The following is a 22499-nucleotide window of genomic DNA, read 5'->3' on the forward strand; positions in this document are numbered from 1 at the left end:
CCGCAGGGGTGGCTGATAGAGTGACAGAAAAAGAGCGGGCAGAAAAATTTCAGTGCTGGAAGTTCTGAAAAGGGATGGAAAAGAATGGGGGGGCAGAAGAATGTTCATGCGCAAATTCAATCGACGCGCTGTTCGTTCAACACGGGCGTTCCTGAGTTTGATTCTTTTGCCAACTTGGGAACTAAGGGTGCTGTGGGGCATTTCGCGTCACGTCAACGGGATGTCGTAGCGCGTCGGCGGGGTGGTCAGGGGGGCGGTTAGTCGCTGGTCGACCCAGCGTTGCACCGCCGGTTCTGGGGTGAATCCGTTTTGGTAGATCGCCAGCGTCAGTCCCGCGGTCGCGAATAGAAACAATTGCACCATCGGGATGATCGTCATGTCATGGAACATCGCATTGGGAAAGTAGCTGGCCAGCACCGCCACACAAAACAATCCCACGCGGCGCCTCGCAACGGTCCCGGCGCCATAGCATGCCATCGACCAACCGTAGCCGAATAGCATCACTAGCAGGCTCACAAACAATGTGAAGCCGATCAGCCCGGAATCGACCAGGAATGCCAGGAACACGTTGTGGTGTCCATATTTGCGGACGCGTTCCAAGGGGATCCCGTATTGGCGAATGGTGTGATAGTGGTCGTGGTGTTGGAAATAGTGTCCGAACCCGTGGCCCATCAACGGTTTGTCTTTGAACATTTCCCAGGCAACCGTTGCCAATAGCGGACGTAACTCGATGGACTTTGCCGCTTCCACTGCGGAGAGTTGTTTATCGCGTTTGAGTGTCATCAATTCCTCTTTCAATCCCATCGCCATCGCAGCGGCCAGCAGCACCGCAGCGGACAATCCCAGCACACGGACCCAGCGTGGGCTGTGGATCAAGCCAACGATCGCGACGGCACCGGCAATGCCCAGCCAGCAACTGCGTGTGAGCGTCGCATAGCCGCCCACCAGCAGGATCACTCCCAGCGCGGCATAGACCGCTTTGGCGTGGCGACCGGCGCCGACAAAACAGGCCGCCACCGCTGACATCGCAACCCCGATGACAAACCCGTTGCCGGCCGGATTAAGCAGCGGCCCACGACCACGTCCATAAAACTCCCAGACGTCGGGATCCAAAATGTGTTTGGGAAACACAAATGCCGTGTAACCTTTGACTTCACAGATCGCGGTGAACGACAGATACACCCCCAGAGCGATCAAGGTGTTCAGCAACCAGCGAAAGTCGGTGATCCGTACCTTGGCCATACGAGCCGCAAAATAGACGCCAGCCGGCATCATGATGTAGAACAGCCAGCGTGCCGTGGGGTCGATGCGTGTCTCGACAGGGTCCCCGCCGCGACTGCGCAGGAACAGATAGCCGACCAGCGCAATGACACAAACGTCCAGTCGCGTCAGTCTGGGCAGCGTTAATTTTCCCAGTCGCCACTGGATCGCGGCCAGCCCCAGCAACACGACCCACAGCAAGCGGTCGGTGCTGATCTGGATCGGGCCATCAAAAGAGAAAAACGCTGGGCCAAAGACGGTGCCGACCACCAGCAGGACAGCAATGATCCTGGTCAGCCGACCGTCTTTCAGTAGCGGGATCAGCCAAACCGTGGCGGCAAGTAGGAACAGGAATGCCAGCAGGTTCATCGAGCAGGGGTCGCGGTCAATCGAAAATCAAACGAGCGGGATACAGTGACTTCCTAAACATAGGTGCCGACTGACTTCGGTCGCCTTGATTTTCCCGACAAAGCCGCTGAAGGTAGGTGCCCATTCGTTCAACCAATGCTCTACAACCGCGACAATCGGATTGATCGTATCGATTAGGAATCACCTTTCAAACGCTTGCTGATCCATTCTTTCCGCCGGCGCAGGTCTTTCTCAAAACCGCGATCGACCGGTTCGTAGTAACTGCGATTGACTCCCAGGTAGTCTTGCGCGGCGATTCCATCGGGACTGTCGTGGCTATAGATATACCCTTCGCCGCGGCCTTGTGTTTCGGCCGATGCCGAATGGGCATCACGCAAGTGCTGGGGAACGTGAACGGTTTTTTGCTCACGAACGTCTTTGCGAGCGCTGCCGATTGCCACGGTAGCGGCATTGCTTTTGGGCGCCAGCGCCAGATAGGCCACGGTTTGCGACAGCATGAATTCGCTTTCCGGTAACCCGATCAACTCACAGGCTTGCATGCAGGCGACAGCCATCGGCAGGGCTTGGGGGTCGGCATTGCCGACATCTTCACTAGCGAGAATCACGAGCCGACGGCAGAGGAAGCGTAGATCTTCGCCGCCTTCTAACATCCGCGCCAACCAATAGATGGCGGCATCGACGTCGCTGCCGCGAATGCTTTTGATCATCGCACTGATCAGGTCATAGTGGTCATCACCGGTGCCGTCATAGCCGGCGATCCGAGTGCCGATGGATTCCGCGGCGGCATCGCGCGAGACCAGCGGCGGGGATTGGTCACAGCTGGCGATCGCGATTTCCAATGCGGTCAACGCCCGTCGCGCATCGCCTTCGCAGGTGTCGGCCAAGAAATCGATGGCTTCATCGTCGACGCGGACACCGGATGCCCCAAGGCCTCGAACCGAGTCGGTCAACGCGCGACGCAGCAAATGCGTGATGTCGTCGTTGGATAGCGGCTGTAACTGAAACACTTGAGAACGACTGATCAGGGCGCCATTGACGGCAAAGTAGGGATTGCTGGTCGTCGCCCCGATCAAGGACACGATGCCGGCTTCGACATCGGGCAACAACGCATCTTGTTGGCTTTTGCTGAATCGATGGATTTCGTCAATGAACAACACCGGGCGGGGTTCACCGGTGGCCACCAGATCGGTTGCCCACGCCAGGGCCTCGCGAACCTCTTTGACCCCGCCGGTCACGGCACTCAACGGCCGAAATCGGCTGCCGGTTTCTTTGGCCAATAGAATCGCCAGTGTGGTTTTACCGGTGCCGGGGGGGCCTGACAGAATGATCGATCCCAAACGGCCGGCATCGACCATTCGCCGCAGCAGTTTGCCGGGGCCTAGAATATGTTGCTGGCCGACATATTCCTGTAACGTTGCCGGACGCATGCGAGCGGCCAGCGGTTTAGCCAAATCCAAATAGTCATCTTCCTGTGACTGAAACATGGAAGGCGTCTGAGACATACGAAAAATCGAGGTGCGAGAGTGATGCGGAAATGTCGATGACGAAACCATCAGACCAGAATGTAACGCCAAAACGAAACAGTAAAATGATCGGATGGATCGTGTCGGGGATCGTGTTGGTGATTTTTGCAGTCATCGCGTTGCGGATCGATGATTGGGGACGTGACTGGACACAAAACACGGCCTCGTTGTCCGAGGATGCCTCACGCGCTGGACTGCGCCCGTTGCACCTGGATGACACCCCACAAGCGGTTGCCGATCGATTGCGGCGCTGGACCAAATCGCAGTCCAAATGGGACTGGGTTTCCAGTGAGTCCCAGGAATTGTCGGCCCAACTGATTCAGTTGACACGGACCACGCCACTATTTCGATTTGTCGATGATGTTCAGGTCACGATCGCGCCCGACATTGCCACCGGCGGAACGGTGGTACAGGCGACCAGTCGCTCACGGATTGGCAAAGGCGACCTGGGGCAAAACCCGCGCAACCTGATCGAGTTGACCACGGCGCTCAGTGATCGCTGAAATCCGGGCCGCTGAAACTCTGACGGTTGAGATTTTGCCCCTCGACGCCGCGTTTTGTTGAGATGGGGACTGGCGGCCCTCCGGCAGTTCACGTTTCCGGCGTAGCCCCGATGATTTAGGCTAAACTATGATGAAGCGCCCACCGTTTTCCTTCCCGCCTGAAAGCTCGTTGATGAAATTCCGTTTGTACTTTGCCGCCCTGGCGGTGATCGTCGCTGTATCGAATCCGCTGCGGGGAGAATCCCCCAGCGAATCCGTTCCTGATTTCTCCGCCGATGTGCGGCCGATTCTTTCAGATCATTGTTTCGCCTGTCACGGACCGGACGAACACGATCGTCATGCGGATTTACGATTGGATACAGCCGACGGGATCGCAGCGGTGATCGATGTCGACGATCTGGACGAAAGCGCCATCCTATTGCGGGTCCACGCGTCGGATGCCGATGAATTGATGCCGCCAAAGGATTTCAATAAGCCTTTGTCGGATTCGCAAAAACAGATCCTCAAGCGATGGGTGAAATCGGGCGGCGCGTTTCAACAGCACTGGGCGTTCGAGCCGGTGGATCAGATTGAATTGCCGGCCGGAGCTGCGGACCCGATCGATTATTTCATCGATGCGGCGATCCAAGCTAAGGGACTCACTGCGAACGAATCAGCGAGTGACACCACCCTGTTACGCCGGGTTTGTTTGGATCTGACCGGGTTGCCGCCCACACGTGAACAAATTCGTCGCGTCCAGGAAGGCGAATTGGACTATGAAAAACTAGTCGACGAACTGCTGGCTTCGCCGGCCTTTGGTCAACACCAGGGACGTTACTGGTTGGATTTGGTGCGTTATGCGGACACACACGGATTGCATTTGGACAACTACCGAGAGATGTGGCCGTACCGCGATTGGGTCATCGATGCGATCAATCGCAACATGCCGTTTGACCAATTTCTGGTGGAGCAATTGGCCGGGGATTTAATCCCTGATGCAACGCGAGCTCAAAAAATTGCCAGCGGATTCAACCGGCTGAATGTCACGACCAGCGAAGGCGGTTCGATCTACGAAGAGGTGTTCGCCCGCAATGTGATCGATCGGACCGATGCATTCGGCACGATCTTTATGGGGCTGACCACGCAGTGTGCGGTGTGTCACGATCACAAGTTCGATCCGATTTCGCAAAAAGAGTACTACTCGCTGTTCGCGTTCTTCAACAGCCTCGATGGCCGGGCATTGGATGAAAACCGCAAAGACCCCGCGCCGGTCATTTCAGTGCCGGATAGCGAGCAAGTCCAACAGCTTGCCAGTTTCGATCAGCAGATCGCGACGCTGAATGAAGAAATGAAACAGCCGATCGAATCAGTCGACGAAGCGCAACGGGCATGGGAAGAATCGTTGGTTGCCGACCAATCCAAACCTTCGGGCGACAACACCCAAGTGCTGGCGCCAGAGAGCGCACATTCAGCGGCTGATGCGGAGTACGTGATCGAAGCGGACAACAGTGTTCGATCCGCTGACAAGGTTGCCAACAAAGACACGCTGACTGTCCAGGCACCCTTGCCACAATCGTTGGCCGGCGGCACCTGGCAGACGCTTGAATTAGATGTGTTGGCGGATCCAAAAACCGATCGTGCCGGGGTGTCGCCCAATGGCAATGCGGTGCTGACCGAGATCACAATCGAAACACGAACTAGCCCCGACACGGCCGATTCCGAATCAACGTCCAAGTGGCAACCGCTGGCGATCACGCTGGCCCTGGCCGACATCGAACAGAGCAACGGAGACTTTGCGGTTTCGTTTGCGATTGACCAACAGCGTGATGGATCCAGTGGGTGGGCGATCGCCGGTCACGAACAAACCGGTGGCCGCAAGGCATGGTTTCAAGTGCCGGAATTGGCGCAGCGAATCGAACACGGGGACGACCAGATTCGAGTCCGTTTGGAATTCCAAAGCGTGTACGCCAAACATCAATTTTATGCGATGCGATTTCGCTTGACCGAGGCGCCGCCGATGATTCCGACCAAGGACCAGATCGCGGTCAGTGAAATTCATTCGGTTGGTCCTTTCCCGGTAGAAAGTTCCAATGCGGGATATTCACGAAGTTTCGCGTCCCAGGAAGCGGATTTCAAAGCGGATGAAACGTTCACCTATGAAGACCAGAGCTATCCATGGCAGTCGCGCGGCGATTGGACCCCTGTTGACGTTCATGAGTTACCATTGGTCGGCGAAAGTGCGGTTGTGAATTTGTTGCACCAAACGCTGAAGTCACCGAAAAAGCAAACGGTGGATTTGTTGCTTGGCACCAGCGACGGCCATGTTGTTTTTCTGAACAAGAAACGAGTCGCACAGTCCAAAGTCGTTGGGCCGCTGCAACCGCTCAGTCAGACCTACAAATTGGAACTGAAGAAAGGCGACAACGATCTGTACATCAAAGCCGTGTCGCAGAGTCGGCCGGCGCATTTCACCTATGCGTTTCGTTCGCCCGCCATCGCATTGCCGGAAACGATCGTTCAGTTGGCTGGCCGTGCAGTGGCCGAGCGATCCGACGCCCAGTCCGCGTCGCTGCGAGCCTACTATCGCCAAGTCGTCTGCGCTCATCCGGATTGGCAAGCGCTGCAGGACATGGTTCGCGGCGCCGAGGCGGCCAAACAAAAGCTGGAAGCGGAGATTCCAACGACACTGGTCTGGAAAGAAGTCCAGCCGCCGCGCGAAGCCAAGGTGTTGATCCGTGGCCAGTATGACCAACCCGGTGAAACCGTGCCGCGTGACGTGCCAGCCTTCTTGCCGCCGATTCCCGAAGGATTGCCGCACGATCGAATGGGATTGGCCAAATGGCTGACCGCTCCCGATCATCCACTGACCGCGCGAGTCGCCGTCAATCGTTTCTGGCAATCCATTTTAGGTGTCGGTTTGGTCAAATCCAGCGAAGACTTTGGCAGCCAAGGCGAGCCGCCCAGCCATCCTAAATTGTTGGATTGGCTAGCCGAGGATTTTCGTACGAACGGTTGGAACGTGAAACGGCTGATCAAACAAATGGTGACCAGCGAGGCCTATCGCCGTGATCCACTGGTCCGAACGCACGATTTGCAGCTTGATCCGGGAAACCGCTTTTTAGCTCGAGGACCGCGTCACCGACTTGATGCCGAGGTACTGCGTGACCAAGCGCTGGCATTGGCCGGACTACTGAATGAACGATCCGGCGGCCCGAGTGTGAAACCGCCGCAACCGGCGGGGCTGTGGTATGCGGTCGGGTACACCCGCAGCAACACGGCGAATTTCAAAGCCGACCCCGAGCCGGAAAAACAATTGCGTCGCAGCGTCTATATCTTTTGGAAACGCACCAGCGCGCCGCCGCAGATGTCGACCTTTGATGCGCCCAGCCGAGAATCCTGTACGGCGCGGCGTGAACGCACCAACACGCCGCTGCAGGCATTGCTGTTGATGAATGAAACCCAGTACTTGGAATCCGCAAAACACCTTGCGATTCGAGCCTTGGTTGAATGTGAATTGGACGAACCAGCCGACAAGATTGCGTGGCTGTTTGAAACCGTAACGGCGCGGCGGCCCACTGAGACGGAGGTCGCTGAATTGGTTTCGCTGCACAAAATCCTGTTGAATCACTACACCGATCAACCGCAGGCGGCCGCGCAATTGCTGGCGGTCGACGACAACCAACCCGAACAGATTTCGCCGGTCCAGCACGCCGCGTGGATGATGATTGCCAGCACGCTGCTGAACTTGGACGAATTGGTCAATAACTAGGAGACCGCCCAAATGAACTTCAACGAAATTGCAAACGGTATCACGCGGCGTTCCCTGTTCGCTCAGTCGGCGGCCGGTCTAGGCGCCGCCGCACTCGCGTCCTTGGATTCACGGGTTGGTGCCGCACCGGCATCGGCCACGGAGCAATCGCCGGCGACTGCCGCCACGGCAAACGGGCTGGGAAGTCTGCCGCATCACCCGCCCCAAGCCAAACGGGCGATCTACCTGTTCATGTCTGGGGCTCCCAGCCAAATGGACATGTGGGATCACAAGCCGGCGATGGCGGATTGGTACGACAAAGATCTGCCCGAATCGATTCGCCAAGGTCAGCGATTGACCACCATGACCAGCGGCCAGTCTCGATTTCCGATCGCACCCAGCATCTACAAGTTCGCGCCGCAGGGACAAAGCGGAACGATGGTTAGCGAATTGCTGCCGCATACGTCCAAGCATGTCGATGAGATCGCGTTGGTCAAATCCATGCACACCGAAGCGATCAATCATGACCCGGCGATCACTTACATCTGCACCGGCGATCAACTGCCGGGCAAAGCCAGCCTGGGGTCGTGGCTGAGTTACGGGCTGGGCACCGAGAATGAAAACCTGCCGGCGTTTTTAGTGATGACGGCGTCTTGGACCGGCCGCAAAGAGGCTCAAGCGTTATACAACCGATTATGGGGCAGCGGTTTTTTGCCCAGCAAATACCAGGGCGTTGCGCTGCGCAGTAGCGGTGATCCGGTGCTGTATCTGTCGAATCCCAAAGGTGTCGATCCCACGGTCCGGCGTGAGATGCTCAACTCGCTGGCGAAACTCAATCAGGTGACCGCCCGCTCGGTGGGTGACCCGGAAACCCAAGCCCGAATCGCGCAGTACGAAATGGCGTTTCGGATGCAGACCAGCGTTCCCGATCTGGCCAACATCAATGACGAACCCCAATACATTTTGGACCTGTACGGACCCGACGTGACCACGCCGGGGACGTTTGCCAATTGTTGTCTGATGGCGCGGCGGATGGCCGAACGCGGTGTCCGGTTCACACAAATTTTTCACCGCGGCTGGGATCAACATGGCAATCTGCCCAAGGATCTGCCCAACCAATGTAAAGACGTTGATCAACCCAGTTCGGCTTTGCTGACCGATTTGCGGCAACGCGGCATGATGGACGACACGCTCGTCGTATGGGGCGGTGAATTCGGACGCACCATGTATTGCCAGGGCAAGCTAAGCAAGACGACCTATGGGCGCGACCACCATCCCAAATGTTTCACGGTTTGGTTGGCCGGGGCCGGTGTGCGCGGCGGAGTTGTGCACGGTGCAACCGATGAGTTCAGTTACAATATCACCGAAAACCCAGTTCATATCCGTGATTTGAACGCCACGATCTTGCACCTGATGGGAATCGATGCCAACCGATTCACCTATGCATTCAAAGGTCTGGATCAACGTTTGACCGGTGTCGAAGGCGGCAGCGTGGTGCCGGAACTGTTGACCTAGTCAGAGAGAGAGAGGGGCAGGCGGATGGAACGAAAGTCCAAGGCGGCCGCACCGCCAAACGCTCGCCCGAAATTGTCTTGGGGACGTAAGCTGACGTTTGCAGTGCTCACGGGGGTGCTGTTTTTTGTGGTCGTCGAAGGCCTGCTAAGGGTGTCCGGATTCCAAGTGGTTTCCGACGTCCAGCAGATGCAGTTCACGTTCCCGATCGACGACTACAACAACAATGCTCCGGAACCCTTTCTACGCCGCGACCGTGAACTGTTTTGGACGCCTCGTCCCGGCGTGGTGGGGCACAATTCCATGGGCTTCTATGGACCCGAGTTTTCGCAGGTCAAACCCGAGGATGTTTTTCGAATCGTTTGCCTGGGCGATTCATGCACCCATTTTGGCCCGCAATCGTATCCGGAAATCACCCAGTCATTGCTGCGCGAGCGATTGGAGAACGATCGCATCGAAGTGATCAATGCAGGCGTGATTGGATACACGTCGTATCAGGGACTGACCTTGATGCGAACACGAGTTCCCCGCTGGCAACCGGATGTGGTGACCGTGTATTTCGGCTGGAACGACCACTGGCTTTCTCGCGGATTGGAGGACAAAGATCAAACCGGTGCTTCGCCGAGTTCGATCGACACACTGCTGGGTGGTCTGCGGTCGGTGCAGCTTGCTGAGATGTTGACGCGGGGTTGGAGGGCCGGCGGATCCGTGCCGGTGCGAGTCAGTTTGCAGGACTATCGTGAAAACTTGATCGCGATCGCCGATCAATGTGACGCAATCGGAAGCGAGACGGTGTTTCTGACGGCGCCGCACGCGATGGATCTGTCGATCCCAGAATACCTGCTGACCTCCGGCGAAGTTGCAGATGCGTCGCAGCTGATTCCGCTGCACCAGAGCTACAACGCGGTGGTCCGCGAGGTGGCCGCGGAGACCGATTCGGGGCTGATCGATTTGGCCGCACAGATCGATCAAGTCGACAAGCTGCCGCTGTTTATTGACGACCATATCCATTTGACGCTAGCCGGTCGGCAATACGTCGCCGAACAAATTGCCGGTCAAGTGGCAGCAGAGGCGATCGAGCAGGCATCCGCGCAGCGCGAGCAGTAAATCTTGACAGCAGAGCTCACAAGGCTGAAGATAGACGATTCGTTTTTTGGCGTTACACACTGGCGCGAATGACGGTGGTCTCAACCGCCGTCGAATGGGATTCGACGGCGGTGCGGGAATCGCCCTGGGGTGGCAAAGGACCGCTGAATCCATATCACAGCATCAAGAAAGCGCGGTGATCGATCCACGACGCTTCAGCCACCGTTAAAGTTCACGCTTCAGCGTGTTCCGCGCTTAGTTGCGGACCACCATCAGCATCCGCCGATTGCCGCGGCGAATACTGACTTGAACCGGTTGTCGCTCACGCTTGGAGAGTTCCAAGATGCCTTCCAGTTGACGTGCTGAGCTGAGTGTCAGCCCACCGGCGGATTCGATCACGTCACCGACCTTCAGCCCGTCGCGAGCGGCGATGCTGTCGTCTTTGATGCCCGTGATGATCAGACCGCTGTCCAGGTTCTGGTAGCCGTACTTTTGTGCCGTCGCGGGTGTGACAGGCACCATTTCAGCCCCCATCACTTCGCCCGAACCGAACTGCGCCATCACCTCGGCGGTGCGTTCTTTCAGGTCCACACGAATTTGGCTGGCCACGCCTTTGCGGTTGATGTCCAACAGCATCGTTGCCCCTGGCGGTCGACTGGCGACATAGTTTCGCATTTGCGACTGGGTCTTCATCGGACGCCCGTCGATCGCGATCACGACGTCACCTGGTTCGATCCCGGCAGCCGACGCTGGCATACGATCGAGAACGGATTCGATCATCACGCCCTGCCGGACTTTCAATCCGAACCCTTCGATCGTTTCCTGATTGACCGGCGCCAAACTGGCGCCCAGGAATCCGCGGCGGACCGCGCCGTTTTCGATGATGGATTTTAGTACCGGCGCGGCCAGTGAGACCGGGATGGCAAAACCGATGCCGGCACTAGAACCACTGCGCGACATGATGGCGGTGTTGATGCCGACCAATTCGCCATTCAGATTCACCAGCGGTCCGCCGGAGTTTCCGGGGTTGATCGCTGCGTCGGTCTGCAGGAAATCTTCGAATCCGGCGCCATCGCCGATGATGCCGCGGACCCGGTTTTTGCCGCTGATGATGCCGGCCGTCACGGTTTGATCCAATCCAAAGGGGCTGCCGATTGCGACCACCCAGTCACCGACTTGGATGGCGTCGGAATTGCCCAGCGGGACCGCATTGAGATCTTCGCGATCCACCTTAATCACCGCCAAGTCTGTTTGCGGGTCGGTGCCGATGATCTCGCCGGTTGCCTTGGTGCCGTCACTGAATTCGACTTCCAACACGTCGGCTTCGGCAACGACATGGTTATTGGTCAAGATATAGCCATCGGTGCGGACGATCACACCGCTTCCCATACCGGTTGATTCACGCTGTTGCGGGATACTGCGAGGAACGCCAAACAGATCTTCTAGTCCCGGTGGCAAACCGCGAGGCGCCCCACGACCGCGAATCGTTTGGGTTTGAGTGGTGTTGATGCTGACGACGCTCGGACGCATCAGATTGGCGACATTGCGGAACGCGGTCGACAGGTCTTTCGCCGCCGCCAGATTTTGCCCGTCCAGCGGTCGCGGATTCCCGTAACTACCCGTCGCGGCGGGAGCTTGCAGGAGAGCGTCTTGAGCGAGTGGGTCTTGGGCGACCGGATCGTTGCGTAAAAAGACCGGCGAGGTCAACACGACTCCGGTGACCAGTGACCCCAGGATCATTGCTCCCAAGGCCCCGCTGATCTGTTTCCATGTCGTTGGCATCTGGAGGGGACTCCCTAATGGATGAAGAATTTTCAATGGCAGTGGAAGGAAAGCACCGCTTGAAGTGTCAGATTGTCAGCATTGGCGACGTATCCTGTTCATTTTAAGCAAAGTGGCAAACCGCAGACCATTTCTGCCGCCGCAGTTGATTTTCAACGAACATTCCTGATTTCGACGCACAGTGGTGCAGATTACCGCCCACGGCAGGTAGTCAATTCTGTTAAGTTACTACGTATGGCTGTCTGAAAAGGACTTGGAACGGGACACTCGCATGCGTGACACTTTGACGGTGATTTTAGCTGGCGGCCGTGGCTCTCGCTTGGAACCCTTGACACGAGATCGGGCGAAACCCGCAGTGCCATTTGGCGGTCTGTACCGCATCGTCGACTTTGTGCTCAGCAATTGTCTCAACAGCGGCATGCGACGATTATTGGTGCTGACCCAATACAAAGCGCAGTCGCTCGATCGCCACATCAATTTAGCCTGGCGCAATTACTTCTGTCGTGAACTCGGTGAATTCATCGATGTGGTTCCGCCACAACAACGGCTCGCCGGCAATTGGTATTCCGGAACCGCCGACGCGGTGTACCAGAATATTTATGCCATCGAACGAGAGCAACCCGAAGATGTGGTGGTTCTGGCCGGTGATCATATCTACAAAATGAACTACGGACCGATGGTCGATTTCCATCGCAGGCGTTGTGCCGACGTCACGATCGGTGCTCTCCGTGTCGACGTCGATCAAGCGCGACAGTTTGGCGTGATGCAAACCGATTTGGACCATCGCGTGATCGGGTTCCAAGAGAAACCCGATCGTCCGATTCCCACTCCGGATGACCCCAACGTTTGTTTGGCGTCGATGGGAATTTATGTCTTTAGTGCCAGATTTTTGTACGAACAATTGTGTGCCGATGCAACACAAACCACCAGTTCGCATGACTTTGGGAAAAACATCATTCCAGGGGCCATCGACTCCTACAACGTTTGCGCTTTTCCGTTCCTAGATGAGAATCGCAAACGCGATGCCTATTGGCGGGACGTCGGCACGCTGGATGCCTATTACGAGGCCACGATGGATTTGATTGGCGTCGATCCCCAGCTGAATCTGTATGACGAACAGTGGCCGGTTCGCGCCTACCAACCGATGTTGCCACCGCCCAAGTTCGTGTTTGGCAGTGGCGGCGTTTCGACTCGGCGTGGTGCGGCGTTGGATTCGCTGGTTTGCCAAGGCGCCATTCTAAGTGGCGGCAGCGTGGAACGCAGCGTGATCGGTCCCGGTGTGCGGATCAACAGCTACGCATCGGTGGAAGATAGCATCCTGTTCGACAACGTGACGGTAGGACGGCACAGTCGGCTTCGGCGTGTCATCATCGACAAAGACGTCTCGATTCCGCCCGAAACGGAAATCGGGTTCAACCCCGTCGCCGATGCCCAGCGTGGGTTCACGCTCACAGAGAGCGGGCTGGTCGTGATCAGTCGCGGTGAACAAGTCGCGCCGGATTTTGCCTCCGGCACTCCCGAACTGCGCATCACCGGCGGATAGCCTATTGCGATTCGTTTTTCAGGTAGGCCTGGAGCGTTTCGGCGACATCACTGACTGACTGTTTTAGTTCATCCAGGCATTGCTGGGCTTCGTCAAACGGACCCTCGTCTGCAGTCGGTTGTAGTCGCTGGGCAATCTCCGACGTCCTGGTCGCACCGACGCTGCGTGATGCGCCGCTCAGGGTGTGTCCGGCGCGGCGAACACGCCCGCCGTCGCCGGCTTGAATGGCTGCCGCGATTTCGTTTAACAAAGTTTGACTTTCATCCAGATACATCGTCAGCAGTTCTCGCAACAGCGTTTCGTTGCCCGAAACCATCTCGCGAACACGTTGGATTTCAAAGCCTGTCGCTGCATCGACCGGATCGGAATCCGGTTCCGCTGTCGAGTCTGCCGATGGATCGAGGTTCAGTTGGCCAATTGCGGAAAGTTTTTCTTTCAACGTACCAATGCGGATTGGTTTGGCGATGTACTCGTCCATCCCCGCATCCAGGCACTGTTCCCGATCGCCCTTCATCGCGTGCGCCGTCATTGCGATGATGGGAACGTGGCGACCGGTGCCACGTTCGTTCTTACGAATCACTTTTGTCGCGGCAAAGCCATCCATGACGGGCATTTGAACGTCCATCAACACCACGTCGAAATCGCCCTCGCCAACCGCCTGGACGGCTTCGGCACCGTTATTTGCGACGGTGACCTGGTGCCCGAAGCGTGACAGGACTCCGATGGCCAGTTTTTGGTTGATCGCATTGTCCTCGGCCAACAACACGTTCAATTTGCGCCGCAACTGTTCCGATGGATCATCGAATTCAAACGAGGTGTCGTCTTCGGGTGATGTGACGCCTAGGGTGCGGACGATCGCATCGAACAATTCAGATTGCTTGACGGGTTTGAGCAAACGTTCGGAGATGTCCAATCGATCTTGCAGGGATTGATCGTTGTCACGGGTGCCACTGGTCAAAATGATGATCGGTGTTTCCGAGATTCCCGCATCGCCGCGGACCTGTTCGATGAACTCATACCCACTCATCTCGGGCATGTGGACGTCGCTGATGATCAATTTGCAGGGTTCGTCCTCGCCCTCGGCTTTGCGCAGCAAGTCCAATGCGTCTTCACCGGATCGTGCCAGCACCGGGACCATTCCCCAATTGGTCAGCATCTCTTGCAAGATCTTTCGATTGGTGGTGTTGTCATCGACCACCATGACCTTGGAACCACCGACGAACACCGTCCCATTGGTCGCGAGAGTTTCGGTGCCTTCGGGAGCAGGTTTCAGGTGGATCGAAACGATAAACTTGCTGCCTTCTCCGACTTCGCTTTCGACGGCGATTGATCCGTCCATCAACTCGACCAGTCGCGACGAAATGGCCAAGCCCAGACCGGTGCCACCGAATCGTCGCGTCACCGACGTGTCGGCCTGTTCAAATTCTTCGAAAATCGCTTTGCAGCGGTCTTCGGGAATCCCGACGCCGGTGTCTCGCACCGAGATTTCCAATCCCACATCGTCGTCTGTCAGTGACAGCAATTCGACTTGGACAAAGACTTCACCACGCTCGGTGAACTTGACCGCGTTACCGACCAGGTTGATCATGATCTGGCGGATGCGACCGGAATCACCGACGACATAGTGTGGACAGGCTGGGTCGACGCGGAAAGCCAATTCCAAGCCTTTGGAGTGGGCTTTCAATCCCAGCGTCTTCATCGTGTCACCCAAGCTCTCACGGAGATCGAAGGTTTGACAATCGATCTCCAGTTTCCCCGCCTCAATTTTGGAGAAATCAAGGATGTCGTTGATCACCGACAACAGGGCTTCGCCCGATTCCTGGACCATCGATAAAAAGTTTCGCTGGTTGGCATCCAGCCGAGTCTCGAGCACCAAGTCGGTCATGCCGATGATGGCGTTCATCGGTGTCCGGATTTCGTGACTCATGTTTGCCAGGAAGTCGCTTTTGGCGCGGTTGGCTTTGTCGGCGATCTCGGTCGCCGCAATCATTTCCTTTTCGAACTTCTTGCGTTCGGTGATGTCGTGACCGATGCCGACGACGCCGATGATTTCGCCATCGGAACTACGAAGTGGGACTTTGGTGGTCAGCAAGCACAACGCGGATTCTTCGTCGCCACGGTGGGATTCTTCACGATCGAACAAGGGTTGACCGGTGCGCATCACGTTCTGATCGTCCGTCACGTAATTGCACGCTAACTCAGCTGGCGAAAAATCGTAGTCTGTCTTGCCTAAAATTTCATCCGCCGATTGCAGTCCTAGCAGTTCGACCAGCGCCGCATTGGCGGTGATGAAGCGTCCGGCCCGGTCTTTGACATAGATCAGGTCGGGAACGTTGTTGATGATTGTTTTCAGCAAGTCGCGTTCTCGCGACAGTTCCTGCTCGGCGAGTTTTTGTTCGGACACGTCTCGCGAGATGCCGAAGGTCCCAACAATTTCACCGGATTGATTTCGTAGTGGAACCTTGGTCGTACTGCACCAGGTTGGTTGGCGATCAAGGTAGGTTTCGTATTCGATCTTGGCTTGGATCATTTCACCGGTTTCGATGATCCGCCGTTCGTCGGCCAGGGCATCTCGCGCGTGGGCGCGACCAAAAAAGTCCGCGTCCGATTTGCCGATCGCGTCGCGTGGATCCTCCAGACCCAGTTTGGTGGCGCAGCTGCGGCTGAGACGAATGAAGCGACTGTCGAGGTCTTTGAAGTAGACCGAATCGGGGACGGTGTCCAACAGGATCGACAGCAAGAATTTTTCGTACTCGACCTGGTGTTCGGTGTTTTTTTGGTCGGTGACGTCCCAGAACATCACTTGAATTCCAACCACCGCACCACTGGCGTCATGGACCGGTGCCTTCCAAACCTCCACATGTTTTTGCTTGCCGCCGGCGCCTTGGTGGCGTTCGACGTTGTGGTGCAATTTGCCTGTTTCCATCACTTGGCGATCATCGGCCAAGTACTTTTTCGCCAGGTCGGCCGGGAACAGGTCAAAGTCGGTTTTGTCGATGATTTCACCGGCAGTGACACCCATCACCTCGCAGGCCAATTCGTTGGCGTACTGCAGTCGTCCGCGGGCGTCTTTGCGCAGCACGCACAGCGGCAAACTTTCGACCAGCGAACGATAGACCGCCTCGGAATCTCGCAGCGATCGGCCAAGATGACGTTGCTCGGAAATATCTCGGCTGATTCCAAACAGACGCGGCTGTTCCAAATCACCGACTTCATAGGTCACGTTTTCGCGGATCCAAATCGGCGATTCGCTGGATCCGGCCAACCGGTAGTCATATTCGGCGTGCCCGATCGTGGGCAATTCGTCCAGTTGTTGCAGGACGCTGGCGCGGTCATCGTCGTGAACCAATTCCAGACGCAGCCCGGGTTGGTCGATTAATTCCGATGCGGGTCGGCGAAACACCGCTGATGCAGCGGGATCAACCCAATCCAATTCCCTGCCGTCGGGAGAGCCGACCCAACTGCATTCGCTCGACTTTGCCAGCAGACTGGTTGGGATCGATGGCAGGGACGATCCGTCTGTTGTCGTTTCGGTTTCGGTGTTCGCCATTGCATCTCAACCGCCATCGAGTAATGCGATCCCCACGATTTAAGCATAACTGCAAAACAGCATCGTGTGGCGTTTTTTGCTGTCCGGTTGACCTTGTTTCCGTTCAAACCGATCAGCGGTTCTTTGACGTCTGAATGATCACTGCCGGTGGTCGTATTTGTTCAGGTCCAATTCGACCGACTGGTGATTGGCTGCGGACAGATAGCATGCATCGACCAAGGCCATCGTTGCCAAATTGTCATCGCCACACAGCGACGGTTGTTGGCCCTGTTCCAAGGCCACCAGCAGTTCGGCCATTGGCCCCAGAAAGGCATCGGGAAACCAGACTTGATCCCAGCGTGGTCGCTGCCAGTTGCCACTGGCGATCGTGGTGTAGTCGAGCCGGCTGGGGACGCGTTGCGGGTAGTGCGGCCAGCCGATCGATCCTTTGGCTAAACCGGTCGTGCCTTCAATTCGATAGTGGATTCCGAGATCTGGTTGTCCGCCTTCACGTGCCGGACCGGTCCAGACGTCATCGCAAATCATGCATCGCAATCCAGATTCGTATTCCAGCAGATACAACCCGATGCCGTCGCTGTGGGCGAACTCCGTTCGCGGGTCTTTGGCGAAACTGGCGTACACGCGGTTGGGATTGCCAAACCAAAAGCGCAAGGTGTCCAAATGGTGAATCGACATGATGCGGCAGGTCAACCAACCCTGGCGCTGTTGCCATGGCATCCAATGTGGAATCGCTCGCATCTCAAGGGTCGCCAGCACGGGATCACCCAAATCACCACGCCGCAGCAGGTGTTCACAGGCTCGTACGGATTGGTCGTAACGCATGTTTTGATTGACGCACAGCACGATGCCAGCGCGATGGCACAGGTCGACGATCTGCTGGGCGTCTTGCAAACACACGCCCAACGGTTTTTGGGCCAGGACGCCGCGAATGTGTGGGTGGGTGACGACGTCGCGTAGGATTGGCAGCAAGCAGTCCGGCGGAACGGCAATGTCCAGGACCTCGATCCGTCGGTCTTGCAGCAGTTGGTGATAGGACGCATAGACCGATTCGATCGAATGACGTTGGGCGACTGCCGATGCGTTTTCGATCCGCCGCGACGCGATGCCCAGCGGTTGCAGTCCCGCAGCGCGGTAGGCCACCAAATGACAGTCGGACATGATGAATCCGCTGCCGATGCAACCGATGCCGATGTCCAGGTTTTGGGGCATGACCGGCAGGAATTCCAGGTCAACGTCGTTGGCTTGATCAGACATCTTGCTGCAACGATTTTGCGCTGGCATCGTGATGGGGGTCGAGAAAATCTGCTTGGTCGGTGTCGTCGGCAAATCGCCGAACACCGATTTGCTTGATCGTCTCGTCACCGACTTGTTCCAGTGGCGTGTAGCGAGGATGGTGGGAATCTTTGTAGGGATCGTTGCTTTTGGCGTTGTAACAACAGATCATCGACCAGCGTGGATGTTCGGAGTTGTTGCTGTCGCTGCGGTGCAGAACGTTGGAATGAAAGAACAGGACATCACCCGGATCCATTTCGACGTACTCCAGATCCATACGTTTTAAGATCTCGGCGACACGTTCGGGATCCGCACCGGCCTGTTCGCCCGTCAGTTGGTGATGGATGCGCCCGCAATGATGCGACCGGCGAATCACTTGCAAGCATCCGTTTTCGCGATTGGAGGGATCGACGGCGATGAAGGCGCTGACCAGATTTGGGGTCAGCACGCCGTTGGAATACCAATAGCCGTAGTCTTGATGCCAGGCCCAGGCGCCGCCGACCCGAGCGTCCTTCATGATCATTTTTGAATGGTAATGGTAGGGTTCGTCTCGCAGCAGTTGCTGGGCTGTTGCCGCCATCCGCTGGCAGCGGGCAAAGGCACCGTAGATCCCTTGGCCGGGATGGTTCCACAGCGACAACCGGACCGTGCGACCCTCGCCGTCTTGACGACCAAAGGAATGATCGTCCAGGGTCTTGTCGGCTTTGGCAGATCGCCGCAGCAGGTCGATTTCTTCGGTGTCGAACAATGCCTTGCGCAACACATAGCCATCTTGGTCATATTGCTGAAGTTCGGTTTCGGAAAGCGGCTGGGCCATAGCGATGGGGTGGCTCGCAGGTTGGACAGGGATCGATGCGTGTAGGGGCAAACCACCAGTTTAGCGTTTTGCAACAGCCATCTTACAAGCTTGCCGGATAGGGATCAGGAAACATCGATCGAGCGAAATGGAAGTCTGCAAAAAGTAGTCGGTGACGATGTTGGGCAAGGTCACAAGATGATTGTCAGGTGTTAAAACACAGTGGACGAATGATCCTTAACCGCGAGAGTGTTGTTTCGATGACTGACAAATCACCTGTTCTGTTCGAACGTCTTGGTGGCGCAGCGGCGATTGCAAATTACGTTCAAGAGATGTACCAACGCGTGTTGGCAGATCCGGATTTGGCTTCGTTCTTTGCAGATTCCTCGATGGATCGGGTCAAAAAGATGCAGTACCACTTTTTGGCGTCCGCCTTTGACGGGCCGGCTGACTACTCCGGTGCCGAACTGACCAAAATTCACGCCGACCGCGGGATCACCGCCAAGCATTTCGCAAAATTCTGCGGCCACTTTGCCGACGTCTTAGAAGAGCACCAGGTTGCGGCGCGTGACATTGATGACGCCTTGGGGCGATTAGCAATGTTCAAAGACAAGGTGACCGGGGACTCCAACATCGGCGGTTGAACGGGTCCGCTGAATTTGCTTGGAATCGCAGTGACACGGTGTTTTCGGCACTATTCTTGCATCATGAATTTATTCGCTGTTGCGACCGGCATTCGGTTACAATCGAAGATGCTGAATCCGTTGTGAAGGCGGAGCGGTTGTGAAGCGGGGCCCGATGCAAAGCTGCGCGAGAAAACCCATGAAAACCGATGTGACTTCTGAGTTGTGCCAGACCTTCAAGGATTGGCAGGCTGATGATCGGCGGTTGGATTCTTGTCTGGAATCGATCCGCGAGTGGATGTTAAGCGTCCAACTGCAGGATCGCCAACAACCAAAGTCGGCGGCCTTTGCCGAGACCGCGGAGCGGTTGGCTAAACTGCGGGACCAAATTTTGCGGCACTTCGCCCACGAAAACGAAATGCTTCGTCAGTTGGTGCATCTCTATTCGCCGGCATCGCCGGAAGTGATGGCATTCAAGCGCCAGACGGATGCCGATCACCGTTGTTTGCTCGACCGTCTGGAGGACCTGTATCGCAAGCTAGTCGGCTCGGACCGTCCGTTTGAAACGTGGTCTTCGATGATGGACGAAATCGACATCTATTTTGAGTCCTTGGGGGTGCATCAACGGCAGGAGGCTGATCGGGTGAGCATGCTGATTCCAATTCGTCGCAGCGACCCCGCCCCCTCCCCTCTAACCGAAAGGCTCGACGATGATTGCTGAATCGATCAAACAACTGACTGTCGGCGATGCCATGACCAACGCTGTTTTGACGGTGGAGTCAATGACGCCGACGGGAATCGTTTTGGAACTGATGGAGGCGCAGCAGGTTTCTGCATTGCCGGTGGTCGATGGGGATCGGTGTGTGGGGATCGTGACAGCGATGGAATTGGTGCGTTTGATTCGCGAGACCAACGCGGCGCTGCGGAGCGGGTTTCCGCACTACGAAGATTGTTTGTGGGCCGTGGAGTTGACCCATCGCAAATTGGATGACAATCCGATCTGCGAGATCATGAACATGGGCGTCGAACGTGTGACACCAGGCGTCCCCTTGTGCGAAGCGGCTCAGCGGATGTGTTCTTCATCCCAGCACCACTTGGTCGTCGAACAAGACGGTCAACTGTTGGGATTTTTGTCGTCCTGGGATGTGGCTGCCGCGATCTGCTAAGGATTGGGCGAGCCGTTGATTGAATTAGCCGGTCGCAAGTTGGTGTGGAGGATTTATCCGACCGGCTTTAGTCGTCGCAGAAGACCCTCACCCGAGTCGGATAAATCCTCCACACCAGCGCCGTTGAAGCTGCGTATTCGGGTGGAGCATTGTCTTTTGGTAACCCGATGCGTCAGCGAGGGATCTCGTCAACCGGCTCAATCCCTCGCTGACGCATCGGGTTGCGATTGAAATCGCCGCGCCAAAACTGACATGTCGTGCTGTGATGAAGATTCTGAATTCGCGCGGCACTCTTGCGGTCGTTTGCGCAATCGATTGCTGCGAACCGGTTATAAAAGCAGGGCACCGATCGATGTCTTTGCCACTGATCGCAATCTCCACTTCCTTTCCAGAGTCTGACCATGCACGCGAAAGATGCGATTTGCAACGCCTATGATTTAAGCCGGATGGTGTTGACGTCTTACGTCAACGATTTGACCGACGAGGAATTGCTGAAACGACCTGCCGAAGGGTGCAACTCGATTGCTTGGCAACTGGGCCATTTAATCGTGGCCGAAGGCGGACTGCTAAGCGGTGTCGCACCGGGTTACTCGATCGACTTGCCCGAGGGGTTTGCCGAAAAGCACAGCACCGAGAACAAATCTAGCGACGACCCGAATGATTTCCTTGGCAAGGATGAGTACCTGGCCTACTTTGAAAAACTAAAAGTGGCCACGGCAGCGGCGCTCGATGCGCAAAGCGACGATGACTTGGACAAGGACCCACCGGAACATTTGAAACAGATCTGTCCCAACGTCGGTGGCGTGTTCATGTTGATCGCGACACACCCGATGATGCACGTCGGTCAATTTGTTCCGGTGCGGCGGATGTTAAACAAACCGATTGTGATCTGAATCGGGTTACAGTCGCACCGGGATTCCGGCGTCCCGCATGACTTGTTTGGTTTCGGCGATGCTGTATTGGCCGAAGTGAAAAATGCTTGCCGCCAGCGCCGCGCTCGCTTTCCCTTTCAGGATCGCGTCGGCCAGGTGGCCGGGGTTACCGGCGCCACCGCTGGCGACGACCGGGATCGAGACGGCTTGGCTGACCGCGGCGGTGACGGGCAGGTCGTATCCGTCGCGGGTCCCATCGGCGTCCATGCTGGTCAGCACGATTTCACCGGCACCGAGTTGTTGCACTTCTTTAGCCCACTGGACCGCTTCCAGTCCGGTCGGTTTGCGACCACCATTGATGTGCACTTCCCAGAATTCCTTGCCGTCTTTGATCACGCGTTTGGGGTCGATGTTGACCACGATGCATTGGCTGCCAAAACGATCCGCCGCGCGGCGAACAAAATCGGGGTCGGTGCAGGCAGCGGAATTGATCGACACCTTGTCGCAACCGGCATTCAACAAGTCGCGAACGTCCTCGACCGTGCGGACGCCGCCCCCCACGGTTAGCGGCATGAACACGCAGTCGGCGGTGCGGCGAACGACGTCCAGAATGATGTCGCGTTTCTCGTGACTGGCGGTGATGTCCAGGAAAACGAGTTCGTCGGCGCCTTCGGCTTCATAGCGACTGGCGACCTGAACCGGGTCTCCGGCGTCACGCAAATTGACAAAGTTGGTTCCTTTGACCACACGTCCGCCGTGCACGTCTAAACAGGGGATCACTCGGGCAGCTAGCATCGAATCGCTTTCAAAGAGCGGAAATAGCAAGGGAAAACGCTTGGAATCGTCTCGTTATAGGTCACCGCGGCGCCGTCACGAAGGTCCCAATCGGGCGACGATCGGTCCCTGGCGGCAATC

General features: G+C 56.6%; 16 protein-coding genes. 9 read left to right on the forward strand and 7 right to left on the reverse strand.

Translation table 11 applies throughout. The features are described 5' to 3' along the window. Positions 1-207 precede the first annotated feature (207 nt). Positions 208-1629: an O-antigen ligase family protein gene (locus NHH03_RS01370; RefSeq protein ID WP_253153919.1), complete on the reverse strand. Its 1422-nt coding sequence runs from the start codon at positions 1627-1629 to the stop codon at positions 208-210. A 173-nt stretch (positions 1630-1802) separates the two neighbouring features. Beyond that, on the reverse strand, positions 1803-3131 hold the full coding sequence (locus tag NHH03_RS01375; protein WP_253153920.1) for a replication-associated recombination protein A: 1329 nt from the start codon (positions 3129-3131) through the stop codon (positions 1803-1805). A 38-nt stretch (positions 3132-3169) separates the two neighbouring features. On the opposite strand from NHH03_RS01375, the gene NHH03_RS01380 reads away from it, so the two are divergent. The 4 genes from NHH03_RS01380 (at position 3170) to NHH03_RS01395 (ending at position 10001) form a co-directional block, all read left to right on the forward strand. Beyond that, positions 3170-3655 carry a DUF1499 domain-containing protein gene (locus NHH03_RS01380; protein ID WP_253153921.1) on the forward strand — a complete coding sequence of 162 codons (486 nt, stop codon included), beginning with the start codon at positions 3170-3172 and terminating at the stop codon, positions 3653-3655. 172 nt (positions 3656-3827) lie between these two features. Beyond that, on the forward strand, positions 3828-7403 hold the full coding sequence (locus NHH03_RS01385) for a PSD1 and planctomycete cytochrome C domain-containing protein (RefSeq protein ID WP_253153922.1): 3576 nt from the start codon (positions 3828-3830) through the stop codon (positions 7401-7403). A gap of 12 nt (positions 7404-7415) precedes the next feature. Continuing rightward, entirely contained in the window at positions 7416-8897 is a 1482-nt protein-coding gene (locus NHH03_RS01390; RefSeq protein WP_253153923.1) for a DUF1501 domain-containing protein, read from the forward strand. A gap of 24 nt (positions 8898-8921) precedes the next feature. Next, entirely contained in the window at positions 8922-10001 is a 1080-nt protein-coding gene (locus NHH03_RS01395; protein ID WP_253153924.1) for an SGNH/GDSL hydrolase family protein, read from the forward strand. A gap of 234 nt (positions 10002-10235) precedes the next feature. On the opposite strand, the gene NHH03_RS01400 is transcribed toward NHH03_RS01395, so the two are convergent. Continuing rightward, the gene (locus NHH03_RS01400) at positions 10236-11762 is read right to left on the reverse strand and encodes a Do family serine endopeptidase (protein ID WP_253153925.1); all 1527 of its coding nucleotides are present in this window, start codon (positions 11760-11762) and stop codon (positions 10236-10238) included. Between the two features lie 271 nt (positions 11763-12033). Between NHH03_RS01400 and glgC the strand changes: the two genes are divergently transcribed. After that, positions 12034-13305 carry a glucose-1-phosphate adenylyltransferase gene (glgC, locus tag NHH03_RS01405; RefSeq protein ID WP_253153926.1) on the forward strand — a complete coding sequence of 424 codons (1272 nt, stop codon included), beginning with the start codon at positions 12034-12036 and terminating at the stop codon, positions 13303-13305. 1 nt (position 13306) lies between these two features. On the opposite strand, the gene NHH03_RS01410 is transcribed toward glgC, so the two are convergent. The 3 genes from NHH03_RS01410 to NHH03_RS01420 form a co-directional block, all read right to left on the reverse strand. Next, positions 13307-16855, reverse strand: coding sequence for a PAS domain-containing hybrid sensor histidine kinase/response regulator (locus tag NHH03_RS01410; RefSeq protein WP_253153927.1), 3549 nt, complete (start codon positions 16853-16855; stop codon positions 13307-13309). A gap of 138 nt (positions 16856-16993) precedes the next feature. Then, the gene (locus NHH03_RS01415; protein WP_253153928.1) at positions 16994-18109 is read right to left on the reverse strand and encodes a Gfo/Idh/MocA family protein; all 1116 of its coding nucleotides are present in this window, start codon (positions 18107-18109) and stop codon (positions 16994-16996) included. Continuing rightward, complete coding sequence (locus tag NHH03_RS01420; protein WP_253153929.1) at positions 18102-18944, reverse strand: phytanoyl-CoA dioxygenase family protein; 843 nt, start codon at positions 18942-18944, stop codon at positions 18102-18104. Before NHH03_RS01420 ends, NHH03_RS01415 begins: the two co-directional genes overlap by 8 nt. Before the next feature lie 239 nt (positions 18945-19183). On the opposite strand from NHH03_RS01420, the gene NHH03_RS01425 reads away from it, so the two are divergent. From NHH03_RS01425 to NHH03_RS01440, 4 genes are all read left to right on the forward strand, one after another. Beyond that, on the forward strand, positions 19184-19567 hold the full coding sequence (locus NHH03_RS01425; RefSeq protein ID WP_253153930.1) for a group I truncated hemoglobin: 384 nt from the start codon (positions 19184-19186) through the stop codon (positions 19565-19567). 178 nt (positions 19568-19745) lie between these two features. Then, positions 19746-20267: a hypothetical protein gene (locus NHH03_RS01430; protein WP_253153931.1), complete on the forward strand. Its 522-nt coding sequence runs from the start codon at positions 19746-19748 to the stop codon at positions 20265-20267. Further along, positions 20257-20712 (forward strand): CBS domain-containing protein, encoded by a 456-nt coding sequence (locus NHH03_RS01435; protein ID WP_253153932.1) that lies wholly within the window; start codon positions 20257-20259, stop codon positions 20710-20712. The genes NHH03_RS01430 and NHH03_RS01435 overlap by 11 nt, the downstream gene beginning before the upstream one ends. 401 nt (positions 20713-21113) lie before the next feature. After that, the gene (locus NHH03_RS01440) at positions 21114-21605 is read left to right on the forward strand and encodes a DinB family protein (RefSeq protein ID WP_253153933.1); all 492 of its coding nucleotides are present in this window, start codon (positions 21114-21116) and stop codon (positions 21603-21605) included. Positions 21606-21611: 6 nt separating this feature from the next. Here the strand turns inward: NHH03_RS01440 and hisF are convergent, their stop codons facing one another. Beyond that, positions 21612-22379: an imidazole glycerol phosphate synthase subunit HisF gene (gene hisF, locus NHH03_RS01445; protein ID WP_253153934.1), complete on the reverse strand. Its 768-nt coding sequence runs from the start codon at positions 22377-22379 to the stop codon at positions 21612-21614. Positions 22380-22499 lie beyond the last annotated feature (120 nt).

Origin of the sequence: Stieleria tagensis (assembly GCF_024129865.1) — a bacterium.
GTDB classification, from domain to species: domain Bacteria; phylum Planctomycetota; class Planctomycetia; order Pirellulales; family Pirellulaceae; genus Stieleria; species Stieleria tagensis.

Coding starts and splice junctions, on each gene's coding strand:
- NHH03_RS01420 (WP_253153929.1), bottom strand. CDS start 18,944: ATGGCCCAGCCGCTTTCCGAAACCGAACTTCAGCAATATGACCAAGAT.
- hisF (WP_253153934.1), bottom strand. CDS start 22,379: ATGCTAGCTGCCCGAGTGATCCCCTGTTTAGACGTGCACGGCGGACGT.
- NHH03_RS01370 (WP_253153919.1), bottom strand. CDS start 1,629: ATGAACCTGCTGGCATTCCTGTTCCTACTTGCCGCCACGGTTTGGCTG.
- NHH03_RS01380 (WP_253153921.1), top strand. CDS start 3,170: ATGACGAAACCATCAGACCAGAATGTAACGCCAAAACGAAACAGTAAA.
- NHH03_RS01425 (WP_253153930.1), top strand. CDS start 19,184: ATGACTGACAAATCACCTGTTCTGTTCGAACGTCTTGGTGGCGCAGCG.
- NHH03_RS01375 (WP_253153920.1), bottom strand. CDS start 3,131: ATGTCTCAGACGCCTTCCATGTTTCAGTCACAGGAAGATGACTATTTG.
- NHH03_RS01390 (WP_253153923.1), top strand. CDS start 7,416: ATGAACTTCAACGAAATTGCAAACGGTATCACGCGGCGTTCCCTGTTC.
- NHH03_RS01435 (WP_253153932.1), top strand. CDS start 20,257: ATGATTGCTGAATCGATCAAACAACTGACTGTCGGCGATGCCATGACC.
- NHH03_RS01400 (WP_253153925.1), bottom strand. CDS start 11,762: ATGCCAACGACATGGAAACAGATCAGCGGGGCCTTGGGAGCAATGATC.
- NHH03_RS01440 (WP_253153933.1), top strand. CDS start 21,114: ATGCACGCGAAAGATGCGATTTGCAACGCCTATGATTTAAGCCGGATG.
- NHH03_RS01410 (WP_253153927.1), bottom strand. CDS start 16,855: ATGGCGAACACCGAAACCGAAACGACAACAGACGGATCGTCCCTGCCA.
- NHH03_RS01415 (WP_253153928.1), bottom strand. CDS start 18,109: ATGTCTGATCAAGCCAACGACGTTGACCTGGAATTCCTGCCGGTCATG.
- glgC (WP_253153926.1), top strand. CDS start 12,034: ATGCGTGACACTTTGACGGTGATTTTAGCTGGCGGCCGTGGCTCTCGC.
- NHH03_RS01430 (WP_253153931.1), top strand. CDS start 19,746: ATGAAAACCGATGTGACTTCTGAGTTGTGCCAGACCTTCAAGGATTGG.
- NHH03_RS01395 (WP_253153924.1), top strand. CDS start 8,922: ATGGAACGAAAGTCCAAGGCGGCCGCACCGCCAAACGCTCGCCCGAAA.
- NHH03_RS01385 (WP_253153922.1), top strand. CDS start 3,828: ATGAAATTCCGTTTGTACTTTGCCGCCCTGGCGGTGATCGTCGCTGTA.